This is a genomic window from Brevundimonas sp. TWP2-3-4b2 (assembly GCF_049897345.1).
Classification (GTDB): Bacteria; Pseudomonadota; Alphaproteobacteria; order Caulobacterales; family Caulobacteraceae; genus Brevundimonas.
In genome coordinates, this window is the sequence record NZ_JAFCWB010000001.1 from 97,114 (window position 1) to 111,944 (window position 14,831).

Annotated in this window: 11 protein-coding genes; 4 read left to right on the forward strand and 7 right to left on the reverse strand. The window is 68.4% G+C overall.

The window, feature by feature from the left end; translation table 11 throughout:
* Positions 1–74 precede the first annotated feature (74 nt).
* Complete coding sequence (alaS, locus tag ACP7AS_RS00470) at positions 75–2,753, forward strand: alanine--tRNA ligase (RefSeq protein ID WP_426026861.1); 2,679 nt, start codon at positions 75–77, stop codon at positions 2,751–2,753.
* On the opposite strand, the gene ACP7AS_RS00475 is transcribed toward alaS, so the two are convergent.
* The 3 genes from ACP7AS_RS00475 to ACP7AS_RS00485 all read right to left on the reverse strand — a co-directional run bounded on the left by ACP7AS_RS00475 (position 2,750) and on the right by ACP7AS_RS00485 (position 5,402).
* On the reverse strand, positions 2,750–3,307 hold the full coding sequence (locus ACP7AS_RS00475; RefSeq protein ID WP_426026862.1) for a DUF2939 domain-containing protein: 558 nt from the start codon (positions 3,305–3,307) through the stop codon (positions 2,750–2,752). The genes alaS and ACP7AS_RS00475 overlap by 4 nt on opposite strands.
* A 79-nt stretch (positions 3,308–3,386) precedes the next feature.
* Positions 3,387–4,004, reverse strand: coding sequence for a DUF2939 domain-containing protein (locus ACP7AS_RS00480; protein ID WP_426026863.1), 618 nt, complete (start codon positions 4,002–4,004; stop codon positions 3,387–3,389).
* Positions 4,005–4,184: 180 nt separating this feature from the next.
* A complete protein-coding gene (locus ACP7AS_RS00485; protein ID WP_426026864.1) occupies positions 4,185–5,402 on the reverse strand; it encodes an NADP-dependent isocitrate dehydrogenase in 1,218 nt (405 codons plus the stop codon).
* Positions 5,403–5,553: 151 nt separating this feature from the next.
* On the opposite strand from ACP7AS_RS00485, the gene ACP7AS_RS00490 reads away from it, so the two are divergent.
* The 3 genes from ACP7AS_RS00490 to ACP7AS_RS00500 all read left to right on the forward strand — a co-directional run bounded on the left by ACP7AS_RS00490 (position 5,554) and on the right by ACP7AS_RS00500 (position 7,793).
* Positions 5,554–5,730, forward strand: coding sequence for a hypothetical protein (locus ACP7AS_RS00490; protein ID WP_426026865.1), 177 nt, complete (start codon positions 5,554–5,556; stop codon positions 5,728–5,730).
* A 345-nt stretch (positions 5,731–6,075) separates the two neighbouring features.
* Positions 6,076–6,885: a DUF1176 domain-containing protein gene (locus tag ACP7AS_RS00495; protein WP_426026866.1), complete on the forward strand. Its 810-nt coding sequence runs from the start codon at positions 6,076–6,078 to the stop codon at positions 6,883–6,885.
* Positions 6,882–7,793, forward strand: coding sequence for an NAD(P)/FAD-dependent oxidoreductase (locus ACP7AS_RS00500; RefSeq protein ID WP_426026867.1), 912 nt, complete (start codon positions 6,882–6,884; stop codon positions 7,791–7,793). The genes ACP7AS_RS00495 and ACP7AS_RS00500 overlap by 4 nt, the downstream gene beginning before the upstream one ends.
* Here ACP7AS_RS00500 and ACP7AS_RS00505 read toward each other — a convergent pair.
* The 4 genes from ACP7AS_RS00505 to cckA form a co-directional block, all read right to left on the reverse strand.
* The gene (locus ACP7AS_RS00505; RefSeq protein ID WP_426026868.1) at positions 7,786–8,787 is read right to left on the reverse strand and encodes a serine hydrolase domain-containing protein; all 1,002 of its coding nucleotides are present in this window, start codon (positions 8,785–8,787) and stop codon (positions 7,786–7,788) included. The two genes, ACP7AS_RS00500 and ACP7AS_RS00505, sit on opposite strands and share 8 nt — an antisense overlap.
* A 151-nt stretch (positions 8,788–8,938) precedes the next feature.
* The gene (locus tag ACP7AS_RS00510; RefSeq protein ID WP_426026869.1) at positions 8,939–10,732 is read right to left on the reverse strand and encodes a DUF885 domain-containing protein; all 1,794 of its coding nucleotides are present in this window, start codon (positions 10,730–10,732) and stop codon (positions 8,939–8,941) included.
* Between the two features lie 72 nt (positions 10,733–10,804).
* Positions 10,805–12,637, reverse strand: coding sequence for a DUF885 domain-containing protein (locus ACP7AS_RS00515; protein ID WP_426026870.1), 1,833 nt, complete (start codon positions 12,635–12,637; stop codon positions 10,805–10,807).
* 71 nt (positions 12,638–12,708) lie between these two features.
* Positions 12,709–14,763 (reverse strand): cell cycle histidine kinase CckA, encoded by a 2,055-nt coding sequence (gene cckA, locus ACP7AS_RS00520; protein WP_426026871.1) that lies wholly within the window; start codon positions 14,761–14,763, stop codon positions 12,709–12,711.
* Positions 14,764–14,831: the final 68 nt, after the last annotated feature.

Genomic DNA, 14,831 nt, shown 5'->3' on the forward strand with positions numbered 1-14,831 from the left:
CATGATGCATTGCGTCCCAAAGCCCTATATGACGCCTCTTCCCCAATCTCCGCCTGCCCGAAGCCGATAGCCCCATGTCCAGCCTGAACCAGATCCGTTCGACCTTCCTCGACTATTTCGCGGCCGACGGTCACGAGAAGGTGCCGTCGGCACCGCTGGTGCCGCAGAACGACCCGACCCTGCTGTTCGTCAACGCGGGCATGGTGCCGTTCAAGAACGTCTTCACCGGCCAGGAAACCCGCGCCAACAAGCGCGCCACCTCCTCACAGAAGTGCGTCCGCGCCGGCGGCAAGCACAACGATCTGGACAACGTCGGCTACACCGCGCGCCACCACACCTTCTTCGAGATGCTGGGGAATTTCTCGTTCGGCGACTATTTCAAGGAACACGCCATCGAGATGGCGTGGAACCTGTGCACGAAGGAGTTCGCGCTCGATCCCGATCGCCTGACGGTCACCGTCTATATCGACGACGACGAGGCCTTCGACCTGTGGAAGAAGATCGCCGGCCTGCCGGAATCGCGCATCATCCGCATCGCCGGCTCGGACAATTTCTGGTCGATGGGCGACACCGGCCCGTGCGGCCCCTGCACCGAGATATTCTGGGACCATGGCGACCACATCCCGGGCGGCCCTCCCGGTTCGCCGGATGAGGACGGCGACCGGTTCGTCGAGATCTGGAACAACGTCTTCATGCAGTTCGAGCAGTCGGCGGATGGGTCTCGCACCCTCCTGCCCAAACCCTCGATCGACACCGGCATGGGTCTGGAGCGGATCGCCGCCGTGCTTCAGGGCGTGCACTCCAACTATGAGATCGATCTGTTCCGCGCCCTGATCGCGGCGTCCGAAGACGCGACCAACACCCGGGCCGAGGGCGAGCGTCAGCCCAGCCACCGCGTCATCGCCGACCATCTGCGCAGCTCGTCCTTCCTGATCGCCGACGGTGTCACGCCGTCGAACGAGGGCCGCGGCTATGTGCTGCGCCGGATCATGCGCCGGGCCATGCGCCACGCCCACCTGCTAGGTGCCGCCGATCCGCTGATGCACCGTCTGGTGCCGACGCTCGTGGCCGAGATGGGCGAGGCCTATCCCGAACTGCGCCGGGCCGAGGCCTTCATCACCGACACGCTGAAGCAGGAAGAGATCCGCTTCCGCACCACGCTCGGCCGGGGCATGGGCCTGCTGGAGGACGCCGCGCGCGACCTTGGCGACGGCGGCGTGCTGTCCGGCCAGACGGCCTTCACCCTGTACGACACCTATGGCTTCCCGCTCGACCTGACCCAGGACGAGGCGCGCCGGCGCGGCTTCACCGTCGACACTGAGGCCTTCGACGCCGCCATGAACGAGCAGAAGGCCCGCAGCCGCGAACACTGGACCGGCTCGGGCCAGACCGCCTCGACCGGCGAATGGCTGGCCCTGCGCGATCGCCTCGGCCCCACCGTCTTCACCGGCTATGACGCCGTCGAGGATTCGGGCGAAGTTCTGGCCATCGTGCGCGACGGCACGTCCGTGGACGACCTGTCGGCCGGCGAGACCGCCGAGGTCCTGTTTGACCAGACTCCCTTCTATGGCGAAGGCGGCGGCCAGGCCGGCGACCGCGGCGAGATCGAATGGACCGACGCCTCGGGCCAGCAGGGCACCGCCACGGTGCTGGACGTCCAGAAACACGCCGGCGACCTGTTCGCTCACCACGTCGAGATCACCTCGGGCACCCTGGCCATCGGCGCGCGCGTCCAGCTGCGCGCTGCCGCCGATGCCCGACTGACCACCCGCGCCAACCACTCGGCCGCCCACCTGCTCCACAAGGCCCTGGCCAATGTGCTGGGCGGCCACGTTGCCCAGAAGGGCCAGTTGGTCGACGCCGAGCGGCTGCGCTTCGACTTCAGCCACAACGCCCCGGTCACCGAGGACGAACTGGCTCGGATGGAGGACGAGGTGAACGCCGTCATCCGCCAGAACCTGCCGGCCGAAACGAAGATGATGGCTCCGCAGGAGGCCATCGAGGCTGGCGCGGTCGCCCTGTTCGGCGAGAAATACGGCGACGAGGTCCGCGTGCTGACGCTCGGCCGCGCCCTGACGGCCAAGGATGCGGCAGGAGACGGGGCCTATTCGATCGAACTGTGCGGCGGCACCCATGTGGCCCGCACCGGCGACATCGCCCTGTTCAAGATCACCTCCGAGACGGGCATCGCCGCCGGCGTGCGGCGCATCGAGGCGCTGACCGGAGAGGCCGCACGCCAGTACCTGCTGGCCCAGGCCGGGGTGGCGAAGACCCTGGCCCAGAGCTTCAAGGTCCAGCCCGCCGATGTGCCGGCCCGGGTCGAGGCCCTGACCGCCGACCGCCGCGCGCTGGAGAAGCAGGTCGCCGACCTGAAGAAACAACTGGCCCTGGGCGGCGGCGGTGCCTCCGCCCATGCCGCGCCGGAAGAGATCAACGGCGTCAAGCTGATCGCCCGCGTGCTGGACGGCGTCGATGGCAAGGGCCTGCGCGGCGTGGCCGAGGAGTTCCGCACCCAGGTGGGATCGGGGGTCGTGGCCCTGATCGGGGTCACCGACGGCAAGGCCGCGATCACCGTGGCCGTCACCTGGGACATCACGGGAACGGTGAACGCCGCCGATCTGGCCCGCGCGGCCGTCATCGCCATGGGCGGACAGGGCGCGGGCGGCAAGGCTGACTTCGCCCAGGGCGGCGCGCCGGATGGATCCCGGGCCGAGGCGGGTCTGGCGGCGGTACGGGCGGCGCTGGCCGGTTAAACCGCCGGCGCGCTCTGCAGGTCCACCGCGGCCAGCTTCCAGTCGAACAGGCCCCGCCGCTCGAGGATCAGGGCCAGATGGTCGTCCGGCCGGTCACGGTCGGTCAGGGTCACCGCGAACTCATTGAGGCTGCGATAGCCCCAGGACTGGTGAATATCGTTTCCATCGCGCTTGTCGGCGGGATCGGGATCGCTCGGCCTGGTCGGGTCCGGTGCCTCGGCCGTCGTGACCATATTGGCCACCACCTCGGGCGTGACCAGGGTGTCCACGGCACCCGACAGCAGCATGGGGGCCAGCATCATGCCCAGCCCGCCCAGCCCGCTCTCGACCACGCGCGGATCGCGCCGCATCCGCTCGACCAATTCGTCGTTCAGCTCATCTTTCAGGCTGGCACGCAGCGACGGGAAGTCGACCCGCTGTTCGATCCCGCGCTCGTCACCGGCCTTGGCGGCCCGGATCAGGCCCTGCGCCGCGAGGATCGGGGAGATGGCCCAGGCCAGCACAAACACGGCCACGGCCGCCATGGCGACGCCGGCGATAATCTTTCTGGTCATTCTTCCCTCTGGCGCCGAAACGCCCCCACCCGCTCACGGTAGCCGGGAATCGTGGCGCATGGCCAGCGCCGGCGGTGGATCAACCGCCCTTGCCACCGCTGTTGCCCACAACCGGAGGCGCGGGCGGCGCGGCGCGGGATGGCGTGACGGGTGCCACACCCTCGGGGAGGCCGACATGAACCAGCTTCCATTCGAACGGACCCTTGCGCTCGAAGGTGAAGATGGTCTGCGAGCCGCCCTCGTCGGTGGCGCTCATCCGGGCGCGGTTGATGCCCCAATAGACCGGACGGGGCATCGGCCCACCGGTCGTCGTCGCGTCCGGCGACGGCAGGGCACCACCCGTCCGCTGTGACGCATACCGGCCCTCGCCGCGGGTCAGGGCAGCCAGAGCCGCGGGCGTCAGATAGGCGTCGGCGTCCGGCGACGCCGCAGGCGCGACCTGCTCCAGCTGGCGGCGAACCGCGCCGATCGGGTCTTCCATGAACGAGGGCGCGGGGGCCAGGGCGGCGGGATTGCCGTCCAGCTGCGGCCGCAATGACTGTCGCACGGCCGCAAAGTCCACCAGCCGCGCCAGTCCCGCGACGTCGTTGGATTCCGCCGCCGACCGCAGGGCGAAGAAGGCCACGCCGGGGGCCGCGAAGAAGGTGATCGCCATCAGGACCACGGCAGTGACGATGAACCGGCCGAGCAGTTTCATGGGGGGCGTTCTCCGGAAGGTCACCATCAATGCACGAACGCCGGTTTCGCTCAAACGAAAGGCTCGCCGGACGCGAGTCCGGCGAGCCTCTTTCGTTAGGCCGCGGTCATCGGCCCCCTGCCGCTTCGCGCGACGGCGCTCTAGCAGCGAGCCGCCGCGCGACGAGCGTTAGCGCCCTTACTATGACGCCTTCATCGCCGTGGTCAGGTTCTCGGCCACCTTGTCGAGGAAGCCCTCGGTGGTCAGCCAGCCCTGTCGGTCGCCGACCAGCAGCGCCAGGTCCTTGGTCATGTGACCGGCCTCGACGGTCTCGACGACGACGCGTTCCAGCGTGTCGGCGAAGGTCGCCAGTTCGGCGTTGTCGTCCAGCTTGGCCCGGTGCGAGAAGCCGCGCGTCCAGGCGTAGATCGAGGCGATCGAGTTGGTCGAGGTCGCCTCGCCCTTCTGATGCTGGCGATAGTGGCGGGTGACGGTGCCGTGGGCAGCTTCCGATTCCAGCACCTTGCCGTCCGGCGTCATCAGCACCGAGGTCATCAGACCCAGCGAGCCGAAGCCCTGCGCCACGACGTCGGACTGCACGTCACCGTCGTAGTTCTTGCAGGCCCAGACGAAACCGCCCGACCATTTGATGGCCGCGGCCACCATATCGTCGATCAGACGGTGCTCATAGGTCAGGCCGGCGGCCTTGAACTTGTCAGCGAACTCCTTGTCGAACACGTCCTGGAAGATGTCCTTGAAGCGCCCGTCATAGGCTTTCAGGATGGTGTTCTTGGTCGACAGATAGACCGGGAAATTGCGCGCCAGGCCGAAGGCCAGGCTGGCGCGGGCGAATTCCGTGATCGAGTCGTCGAGGTTGTACATACCCATGGCGATGCCGGCCGAAGGGAACTGGAACACTTCATGTTCGATCACGGCCCCGTCGTCGCCGGTGAAGGTCATCATCAGCTTGCCGGGCCCGGGGACCAGGAAGTCGGTGGCCTTGTACTGGTCGCCGAAGGCGTGACGACCGACGACGATCGGCTGGGTCCAGCCCGGCACCAGACGCGGCACGTTCGAGCAGATGATCGGCTCGCGGAAGACGACGCCGCCCAGGATATTGCGGATCGTGCCGTTGGGCGACTTCCACATCTTCTTCAGGCCGAACTCCTTCACCCGCGCCTCGTCCGGGGTGATGGTGGCGCATTTCACGCCCACGCCGTGCTTCTGGATCGCGTGGGCCGCGTCCACCGTGACCTTGTCATCGGTGGCGTCGCGGTTTTCCATCGACAGGTCGTAGTAGTCGAGATCGACGTCCAGGAACGGGAAGACCAGCTTGTCCTTGATCATCTGCCAGATGATCCGGGTCATCTCGTCGCCGTCGATGTCCACGATGGGATTGGCGACCTTGATCTTGGCCATGCGGGTGTTCGCCTCTGACTGGGAATGGGGAGTGAGGCGCGCGGTATAGCGGGGCGCGCGGGCGGGCGCAAAGGGCGAGAGCCGGCGAGTTAACCCTCATTCCGCAGATGTCCGAACGGCCAAGCTGAACCGGAGACGTCCGGCATCGTTGATGCGACCGGAAGCACGCCTTCCTGAAACCGGAGGACGTCTGCTGGATACCGAAACAAAAGCCCTGGTTCAGCGCTGGATCATCGCGTTCCGCGAAACGCCGGTCCTGATTGATGCGGATCTGATGCGCCGGGTTCTGGCTGATCACGAAGGCCCGACCGGAGAGCGGAAGTCGTGACGCCAGGTCGCCGTGGCGGGGGTAATATGCCATCGTCGAGACAGGAGTGTTGACAGTGAACCGCATGACGTTGGTCTGGACAGCGATCATTACCGCCACCCTCGCGGGTTGCGGCGACGACAGTCCCGCTGTTCAGCCTCAGGCCCGTACGGACGCCACCGTCTCCGCCATCCCCGTAACCGCAGGGCCCACCGCGTCCGGTCGGTCAGAGCGACGCGTCTTCGGCGACTGGAACGCGACCTGCGACAGCGGCTATCGGTGTGCGGCCCCCATAGCGGGCTCGGCACAGGCAGCTGGCTGATGGTGCGTCTCGACGCCGGTCCCGACGCGCGGCCCGAAATTCTGATGAACATGTCCGCCATCAGCGGGGTGGCCATCCGGCTGGTGATCGACGGCCAGTCACAGACGCTGATCGAGCCGAAGGGCGATGCCGTCGCGTTCAGCGTTCCCCCGGCCGATGTTCCGGCCACACTGGTCCGGCTGGCGGCGGCGCGGGAAGTCACTCTGGTCGCGCCCGATTTCGAGAACGATATCCCGACCGCCGGGGCGTCCGCCGCCCTGCTGTGGATCGACGAGCGTCAGGGACGGCTGGGCACGGTCACGGCCCTGATCCGCAAGGGCGACCGGCCCGTCGCGACCGTGCCCGCCGCGCCCGCCCTGTCCGCCGTCGTCGCCGCGCGCGCCATCAGCCAGAGCGGTTTCGGCGACGAGGCCCAGACCCTGCCGGCCGCGCTGGAGGCGCTGCCCGCGGTCAAGGCCTGCCGGGCGGAGACCAGCTACAATGCGGCCATCAGCCAGGCCGTAATGTCGGCGCGCCTCGACGACTCGACCGAGCTGTGGGCCGTGCCCTGCTTCTCGGGGGCCTACAACATCGGCCACAGCTGGTACTTGACCGGCCCGGGCGGACGGAGCCCTCGCCCGGCGACCCTGGCTTCAGCCGACGGCAAGCCGTCCAACGGCACGGTCAATGGTGGCTATTCCGCCGCGTCCCGGACGATGACGGCGTTTTCGAAGGGGCGCGGCCTTGGCGATTGCGGCCTGGCCTCGACCTGGACATGGACGGGCCGCGCGTTCGTGCTGACCGCGGAGTCAGCGATGGAGGAATGCGAGGGCATGCCGTCAGACCTGTGGCCGACCACCTGGCGCACCCGGTGAGCGAGGACGGAACCGAAATCCTGATCGTCGGCGACGGGCCTGCGGGCCTGACCGCGGCCACCTATCTGGCCCGATTCCGCCGCCGGGTGCTGGTGGCCGACGGCGGCGCGCCGCGCGCCCGCTGGATCCCGCTCAGCCACAATATGCCGGGCTTTCCCCGCGGTATCACCGGGGATGCCATCCTCGAGCGGATGACCGAGCAGGCCACGGAATATGGCGCGGTGATTGAGGACGGCCGGATCGAACGGCTGACCCGTGACGGTGACGGCTTCATCACCCGCCTCAACGGCCGCGACCTTCGGGTGCGCGCTGTCCTGCTGGCGACCGGTGTGGTCGACCATCATCCCGACCTGCCCGGGGTCGAGCGCGCCATCGAGCGGGCCCTGGTTCGCATCTGCCCGATCTGCGACGGCTTTGAAGCCATCGACAAGGCGGTCGCGGTCATCGGCGATGACGACAAGGGCGTGCGCGAGGCTGCCTTCCTGCGCACCTATTCCGACCGCGTCACCCTGATCCACACAGGTCCCGCCGAGGCGTTGACCGAGCAGGCGGAAATGGCGCGACTGGGAATCGAACTGATCCGCGCGCCGATCGATAACGTCCGGCTCGATGGCGACCGGGTGACGGCGCTGAGCTGGGGAGGGACCTTCCGAAGCTTCGATCTGGTCTATTCGGCGCTGGGAACCTCGGCCAATGCGGCCGTGGCCGAGGCCCTGAACGCGCGGACGGGCGAGGATGGCCGGTTGTTCGTCGACGCCCATCAGGCGACGAGCGTGCCGGGCCTCTATGCCGCGGGCGACGTGGTGCGCGGCCTGAACCAGATCGCGGTCGCCAGCGCCGAGGCGGCCGTCGCCGCCACCGCCATCCACAACGCCCTGCGCGAGGCCGACGGCTGGACGGTCAGCTGAGCAGGAGCGCGAGGAAATCCGGGTCGGACCAGCCGGATCGGACACCGCGCATGGCACCCAGAATCCCGTCTGCCTGACGTACGACCACCATGTCCCGCTCCGGGATCAGATAGAGCCGCTGATCCCCTGCTCCGGCGGCCATCCGGACATCGGGCAGGCGCGACAGCTTGCCGGGATCGACGTCGATACCCGAGCGCGGGGCGGGCGGCACCAGCCCGGGCCGCAGCAGCCACCAGCTCAGCCCGTATCCGGGATTGGCCGCCGACGGCTCGAAGCAGGCCGCGAGCGCGGCCGCGTCGACGATGGATCGACCGTCAACCCGACCCCCGCCCATGACGAAGGTGCCGAACCTGGCCCAGTTCGCCGCCGTCAACTGTGCGCCCGAAGGCAGGTTCGGCTGGCCGTCCTGCCGCCGCCAGAACGAATAGGTCACACCCGCGGGCCGCAGGACCCGCTCGGTCATGAAGGCCAGCACGTCGTCGGGGCGACCGGCGGCGTCCAGCTTGCGTCGCACGATCTCGCCGAACACCTGGAACGGCGTCGGCCCGTAGCGGAAAACGCCCGGGGGGCCGGCAAACGGCTGGGCGACGGCGGCCGCGTAGGTGGAGGGTCGTCCCAGCGACCCGCCCCCGGCACCGGACGAGAGACTGAGCAGCGAACGGATCGTGGCACGGCGCTGCGCGGGGTCGTCACGCCATTCCGGAAGCGTATTGGCGCATGGTTCGTCGAGCGACAGCATGCCGTCCTGAACCAGGGCTGCAGCCAGGACGCCGCTGAAGCTCTTGGTTCCGCTGGCCAGTTCGTGGGCCGTCCCGGCGGTGCTGCGCAGATAGTCCTCGAACAGGACCCGGCCGCCCTGCATCACCAGCAGCGAAACCCCGCGTCGCGCCGCCGAATAAGCAGCGGCCGAATCGAAGTCTCCCGCGGGCAACACGGCCCTGGCCGGTGTCGCCGCCAGGGCCGCGCCCCCCGCCAGCGCCGTCCTTCTGTTCATCAGCATCGCGGTCTCCATCCATCGCGGCCCCGAAGCTGTAACGGTCTGGCTTCGCCCGTCCGTCGTCCCGCTCAGGCAGACGGTATGTCAGGGGCACGGCCCGGGTAGATGAAAATGGTTCGGACACGCCCGTTGCCGGTCCCGAGACGGCCTAGGCCCGCATCAGCCCTTCCAGCACCGACAGCGGCACCGAGCCGTTCAGCAAGACCTTGTCGTGGAAGGCCTTGAGGTCGAAGCCGGGCCTCGCCTCGGCCTCGGCGCGCAGCCGGGCGATGACCGTCTGACCCAGCTTGTAGGAACAGGCCTGGCCGATCGAGACGCAGTAGCGGTCGATCTCCTTTTCCGCCGACTCCGGCGGCTCGCCGCATTCGTCGATCATGTAGCGAATGGCCTGGTCCCGGCTCCAGCGTTTGTGGTGCAGGCCGGTGTCGACCACCAGACGCACGGCGCGGAACAGATAGGACTGCAGGTATCCGACCCGGCCCAGCGGATTGCCGGCATAGACATCGAGGTCGTCGGCCGCGACACGCTCGGCATACAGCGCCCAGCCCTCGTTGAAGGCCGAGTTGCCGGCGACACGGCGATAGAGGGGCAGGCTGCCGGCCTCGCGTGCGACGGTGATCTGGAAATGGTGCCCCGGCGAGGCCTCGTGATAGGTCAGCGTCGGCAGCCCCCATTTGGGCCAGTTCGCCGTGTTCGACAGGTTGATGTAGTAGGCCCCCGGTCGTGACCCATCCAACGAGGCGGCCTGGTAATAGCCACCCGGCGCGCCGAGCTCGATCGAGGGCGGCACGCGGCGGATTTCGACACCGGCCCTGGGCAGGGTGTTGAACACCCGCGGCAACAACGGCGTCAACGCCTCCATCTGGCGGTTCAGAGACCCGATCAGTTCGACCTTGGCCTCGTCGGTGTTGGGCCAGAGGTGTTGCGGGTCCTCGCTGAGTGTCTTGATCCGTTCGCCGACCGTCCCCTCGGCCATGCCCATGCCCTTCAGGATCGTATCGATCTCGGCCTGGATCGACGCGACCTGTTCCAGGCCGATGTCGTGGATGGCCTGGGCACTGTAGTCGGTGGTGGTGAAGGCGCGGAGGGCCAGGCCATAGACCTTGTCGCCCTGCGGCAGTTTCCAGGCCCCCGCGTCCTCCGTCGCAGTCGGGCGCTGGGCCTCGAACACAGCGATCTGGCGGGACAGGGCCGGCTTGACCTCTGCCTCCACGACGGCGGCGGCGCGGGTGCCCCAGTCGCCGGCTATGCCCTTCTCGCCCGTCTTGCGGATCAAGGCCTGGACCATGGCCATGTCGGCGGCGGGGGTATCGCGCAGCGTCCGCAGCTGGGTCAGCGTCTTGTCCATCAGGAAGGACGGCAGCACGACGCCCAGCGCCCCATCAGCCACGATCCGCTCGCTCTCCTGATCGAGAACGACGGCGAAGGCCTTGAGTCGGGAGATGAAGGCGGCCGCGTCTGCCTCGGTCTCGACCCGGTGCTGGTTGGCCATGAAGTCCGGCACCGAGAAATAGGCCCCCGACCGCTGGGTCACCGTATAGGGGCCGATGCCGCCGCCGTAAGGGATGTCCGCCGCGCGGGCCGCGCCTTCAGCTGTAAAGCGATAGACAGCCAGAGACACCCTGGCCTGGTCCGAAAGTCCCTCGTCCGAGACCGTCTGTATCTCGGCCCAGCGGGCCCGGGCGCGAGCGCGGTCGGCGTCGGCGTCTGCCAGTCCGACCTGACGCAATTTGCCGGTCAGAGAGGCGCGCGCATCGCGGTCAAGGCCCAGGTTGGTGGCGTACTCCGGCGACAGATCCACATTCTCTTCGAACCAGCGGGTCAGCATCGCGTCTAGCCGGGCGTCCGGGCCGGACGTCGCCGGAGCCTGGGCGGCGGCGGGCAGAGCCGCCATCAGGCCGAGACCGGCGGAAGACAGCATCAAGCGGCGGCGGTCGATCATGGGTAGTCCTTTTGCGGCAGTGGCGAACGGCCCGGGTTCGCCGCAGCAAACCCGGGCTGATGGTTCTCAGGTTCAGGCGCGCCGGGCCGCGATCCAGTCCGACATGACCTTGTCCAGCACGGTCAGCGGGACCCCGCCGGCGTTCATGCCGGCATCGTGGAAGGCCCGGATATCGAAGCGGTCGCCGAGGGCGGCCTGGGCCCGGCTGCGCAGCTCGACCCATTTGTTGTGGCCGACCTTGTAGCTGGAAGCCTGACCCGGCCAGACGCAGTAGCGCTCGACCTCGGTGGTGACCGCGGTTTCGGAATCGCCCAGAGTGTCCACCATGTAGCGGATCGTCTGCTCGCGGCTCCAGCGCTTGTGGTGCAGGCCCGAGTCAGCGACCAGCCGGGTGGCACGGAACAGCAGCGACTGAAGATAGCCGATCTGGCCGATCGGATTGTCGGCATAGACCCCCATCTCGTCGGCCAGCTGCTCGGAATACAGGGCCCAGCCCTCGGAATAGGCCGAGAAGCCCAGCACCTTCATCAGCAACGGCCGGTCGGCCTGCTCCTGTTGCAGGGCGATCTGGTGGTGATGGCCCGGCGAGGCCTCGTGGTAGGTCAGGGTCGGCAGCTGCATACGCGGCCATTCGGCCGTGTCACGCAGGTTGATGTAGTAGGCACCCGGCCGCGAGCCATCCAGAGCAGGCGAGTTGTAATAACCCCCGGGCGCGCCGGCCTCGATGAACACCGGAACCCGCCGAATCTCGACCGACGAGGCAGGGATGCGTCCGAAATACTGCGGCAGGCGTTTGGCCATATCGGCCATCTGGGCGTTCAGGTCCGCCAGCAACTGCTCCTTGCCCGCGTCAGTATTGGGATAGAGCTGCGCCGGGTCCCTGCCGAGCGCGGCAATGCGCTCGCCGACCGTCCCCTGCGTCAAACCCTGGGCCGTCAGCAGACCATCGGCACGGGCGGACAGGGCCGCCACCTGCTCCAAGCCGAGGGCGTGGATTTCGGCACCCGACAGGGTCGAGGTCGTGTAGCTGCGGATACCCCAGTCGTAATAGGCCTCACCGTCCGGCAGCCGCCAGACGCCGGCCTCGTGGGTGGCGTCGGCGCGGCGCGCCCGCATGGCATCGGCCTGACGGCGCAGGGCCGGATAGACCTCGCTCTCGACGATGCGCTGCGCCCGAGCCCCCCAGTCGCCGGCGATATTCTTCTCGGCTGTGCGTCGCACGACCGAGGTGGTCAGGACCATCTTGTCCGCCGCAGTCTCGTAGAGGTTGGCGAGCTGGAGCAGCGTCTTGTCGATGACGAAGTCCGGCGGCACGGCCCCGGCCGCGAAATCGGCCTGCATCCGCGCGGTTTCCTGGTCCAGAGCGGTCGGGAAGGCGGCAATGCGCGACAGATAGGCCTCGGCGTCGGCCGCGGTCTCGATCGAATGCTGGGTGTCGAGGAAGTCCGGCAGGCTCTGATACGAGCCGGTCAGCTGGGAGATGGTGTACGGAGCCGGGCCGAAACCACCGCCGCCGTAGGGGAAGCGCTCGCCCATGATCTGGGTCGCGCCGAAGAAGGTCAGGGTGTCGTGATAGACGCCTTCGGTCTCGGGCAGGGCACTGCGGTCGATCGCCTTCAGCTGATCCATCTGCCCCCGGAAGACCGCCCGGTCCGCGTCGATCTTGGTCTGCGACCGGTCGTCGAGCCGCGACTTCATCGCCGCCATAGGGCCCTTGTCCATGCCCAGCCCGGTCAGGGTCTCGGGTGACTGAAGCAGGAAGGTCTGGACGATCCCGCCCATCAGGGCCGTCAGGGCGGCCGAGGCCGATCCGGCGGCGGCAGGCGTCTGGGCGAGGGCCTGGCCACAGGCGACCAGACCGGCCCCGGCGGCGGCGGTGAACATCAGGCGGCGGCGATCGATCATGGTGGTAGGCTCCTTTTGGCGCGACGCGGCAGAGGACGCCGCCCGGCGACGCTTGGCAAGTTACGGATGCTTCAGCCGGCGTGCAGTTCCTGCTTAACCCGCTCCGCCAGCGTCTTGATGTCCAGCGGCTTGGGCAGGAAGGAGACGCCGACCTCGTCCTGCAACAGGTCGGAGAAGTCACTTTCGGCATAGCCGGAGATGAACAGAACCGGCGCATCCCCGAGGAACGGCCGGGCCTTCTTCAGCAGGGCGGGACCGTCGAGGCCCGGCATGATGACGTCCGAAATCATCATGTCGATCTTGCCCGCCCATTCCTCCGCAAGTTCGAGCGCCTGTTCGCCATCCTCGGCCTCAATCACCTCATAGCCGCGCTGGCGCAGCAGGCGGGCGGCGATCCCGCGCACCGCGGCCTCGTCCTCGACGAACAGGATGCGGCCGGCACCAGACAGATCGCGCGGAGCCTTCACCTTGATCTCGACGGGTGCCAGCTCGGCCAGCTCGGCCGCGGCCGCCTCGGGCAGGAAGATGCGGAACACGGCCCCGCCGCCCGCGGCGTTCGAGACGTTGATGTGGCCGCCCGCCTGTTCGACAATGCCATAGACGGTGGCCAGACCCATGCCCGTGCCCTCATTCACCGCCTTGGTGGTGAAGAAGGGCTCGAAAATCTTGTCGAGCAGTTCCGGGGGCACGCCCGGTCCGCTGTCGGTGACCTCGATCAGGGCGACGGCGTCGGTGGCGGGATTGGCCCACCCCAGAGCACGGGCCGCATCGGCGGTCAGGCGGGCGGTCCGGATGGTGACAACCCCCGCGCCGGGCTCGACCACGCCGCGCATCGCGTCGCGGGCATTGACAGCCAGGTTCATCACCGCCGTCTCGAGCTGGCTCTTGTCGGCCAGAACCACCGGCAGGTCGCGGCCGTAGTCGGTCTCGAGCCGCACGTCTTCGCGCAACAGCCGGCGCAGCAGGACCGCGAACTCGCCGACCAGTTCGCCCAGATCCAGCCGTTCGCGCCGCACGGTCGACTTGCGCGAGAAGGCCAGCAGCTTGCGCACCAGATCGGCGGCGCGGATGGCGGTCTGACGGATTTCGTTGAGCCCCTCATACGAGGGATCGCCGACCGGGTGGCGCTCGAGCAGGCCGGACAGCTGCAGCTGGATCGCGGTCAGCAGGTTGTTGAAGTCATGCGCCACACCGCCGGCCAGCTGGCCGACGGCCTGCATCTTCTGGGCCTGCGACAGCTGAAGTTCCATCGACTTCTGGGCCGAGACGTCGAACAGCCAGATGCGCCGCCTGTCGCCTTCGGGGGCGACATAGAGGTGCAGGACCTTGTCGGGAAAGGCGCGGGCGACCAGCTCGATCGGGCCCGAGGAGCCGTCGGCCAGCCGGGCACGCGCATCCGTGACGCCGGACGGATCGAACAGGTGGCCGAAGGCGGCGTCGCGGGCGGCACCGGGACCGGTCAGGACCGACAGGGCGGCATTGGCCTCCTCGACCTTGCCGGCAAACAGGTCCTCGGCGGCGATCACGGCCGAGCCGAACGGCGCACCTGCGGCCATGGCGCGGCTCTCAACCGCATTCGATACCGTGGCAGCGCGGTGAGTCACCATGGCACCGACTGGCAGCACGGCCTCGGGGGCGGCGCGAACGAGGAAGCGCCCCTCGCCGGCCAGACCGATCAGCACCTCCTGCTCGCGGTCACCGATGACCACGATGGCGCGGCCCTGCTCGCCCGCGCGGGCCTGGGCGAAGGCCATATAGAGGGCAGACGCGGATTTTCCCTTGGGCAGGGCGGTGGTGGTGCCGTTGGCCTCGGCCCAGGCGGCGTTGAAGGCCAGCACTTGGCCAGTCGCCCAGACCAGGGCGGCGGGCTCGGCCATGGCGTCCAGCAGATCGACGGCGTCGTCGCCCATCGGCTTGCGGGACTCGCCGCGTGTGAATGAGAACAGGCCGATCAGGGCCACGGCACCGACCGTGAAGATCAGCACCAGCCCCGGCGCGCTCATCGGATCGGAGCGGAAGGCCGGATAGGCCAGCGCGCCCACGGCGACGATAAACCCGACCGCCATCAAGGGCAGCAACGGGTCGAAGGATCGGGACGTCGGTGCGGTCCTGGTGCTTGCGGTCATGGCGCCTCGGCCCGAATCAGAAGGGCATTCGAGGCGATAGTGATCCGTATGCCCCCGCGGCGCGAATC

What these genes read in the sequence shown, in the direction of transcription:
- alaS (WP_426026861.1), top strand. Translation starts at nt 75, where the DNA reads ATGTCCAGCCTGAACCAGATCCGTTCGACCTTCCTCGACTATTTCGCG.
- cckA (WP_426026871.1), bottom strand. Translation starts at nt 14,763, where the DNA reads ATGACCGCAAGCACCAGGACCGCACCGACGTCCCGATCCTTCGACCCG.
- ACP7AS_RS00505 (WP_426026868.1), bottom strand. Translation starts at nt 8,787, where the DNA reads ATGAACAGAAGGACGGCGCTGGCGGGGGGCGCGGCCCTGGCGGCGACA.
- ACP7AS_RS00515 (WP_426026870.1), bottom strand. Translation starts at nt 12,637, where the DNA reads ATGATCGATCGCCGCCGCCTGATGTTCACCGCCGCCGCCGGGGCCGGT.
- ACP7AS_RS00510 (WP_426026869.1), bottom strand. Translation starts at nt 10,732, where the DNA reads ATGATCGACCGCCGCCGCTTGATGCTGTCTTCCGCCGGTCTCGGCCTG.
- ACP7AS_RS00490 (WP_426026865.1), top strand. Translation starts at nt 5,554, where the DNA reads ATGCGACCGGAAGCACGCCTTCCTGAAACCGGAGGACGTCTGCTGGAT.
- ACP7AS_RS00475 (WP_426026862.1), bottom strand. Translation starts at nt 3,307, where the DNA reads ATGACCAGAAAGATTATCGCCGGCGTCGCCATGGCGGCCGTGGCCGTG.
- ACP7AS_RS00480 (WP_426026863.1), bottom strand. Translation starts at nt 4,004, where the DNA reads ATGAAACTGCTCGGCCGGTTCATCGTCACTGCCGTGGTCCTGATGGCG.
- ACP7AS_RS00485 (WP_426026864.1), bottom strand. Translation starts at nt 5,402, where the DNA reads ATGGCCAAGATCAAGGTCGCCAATCCCATCGTGGACATCGACGGCGAC.
- ACP7AS_RS00495 (WP_426026866.1), top strand. Translation starts at nt 6,076, where the DNA reads ATGAACATGTCCGCCATCAGCGGGGTGGCCATCCGGCTGGTGATCGAC.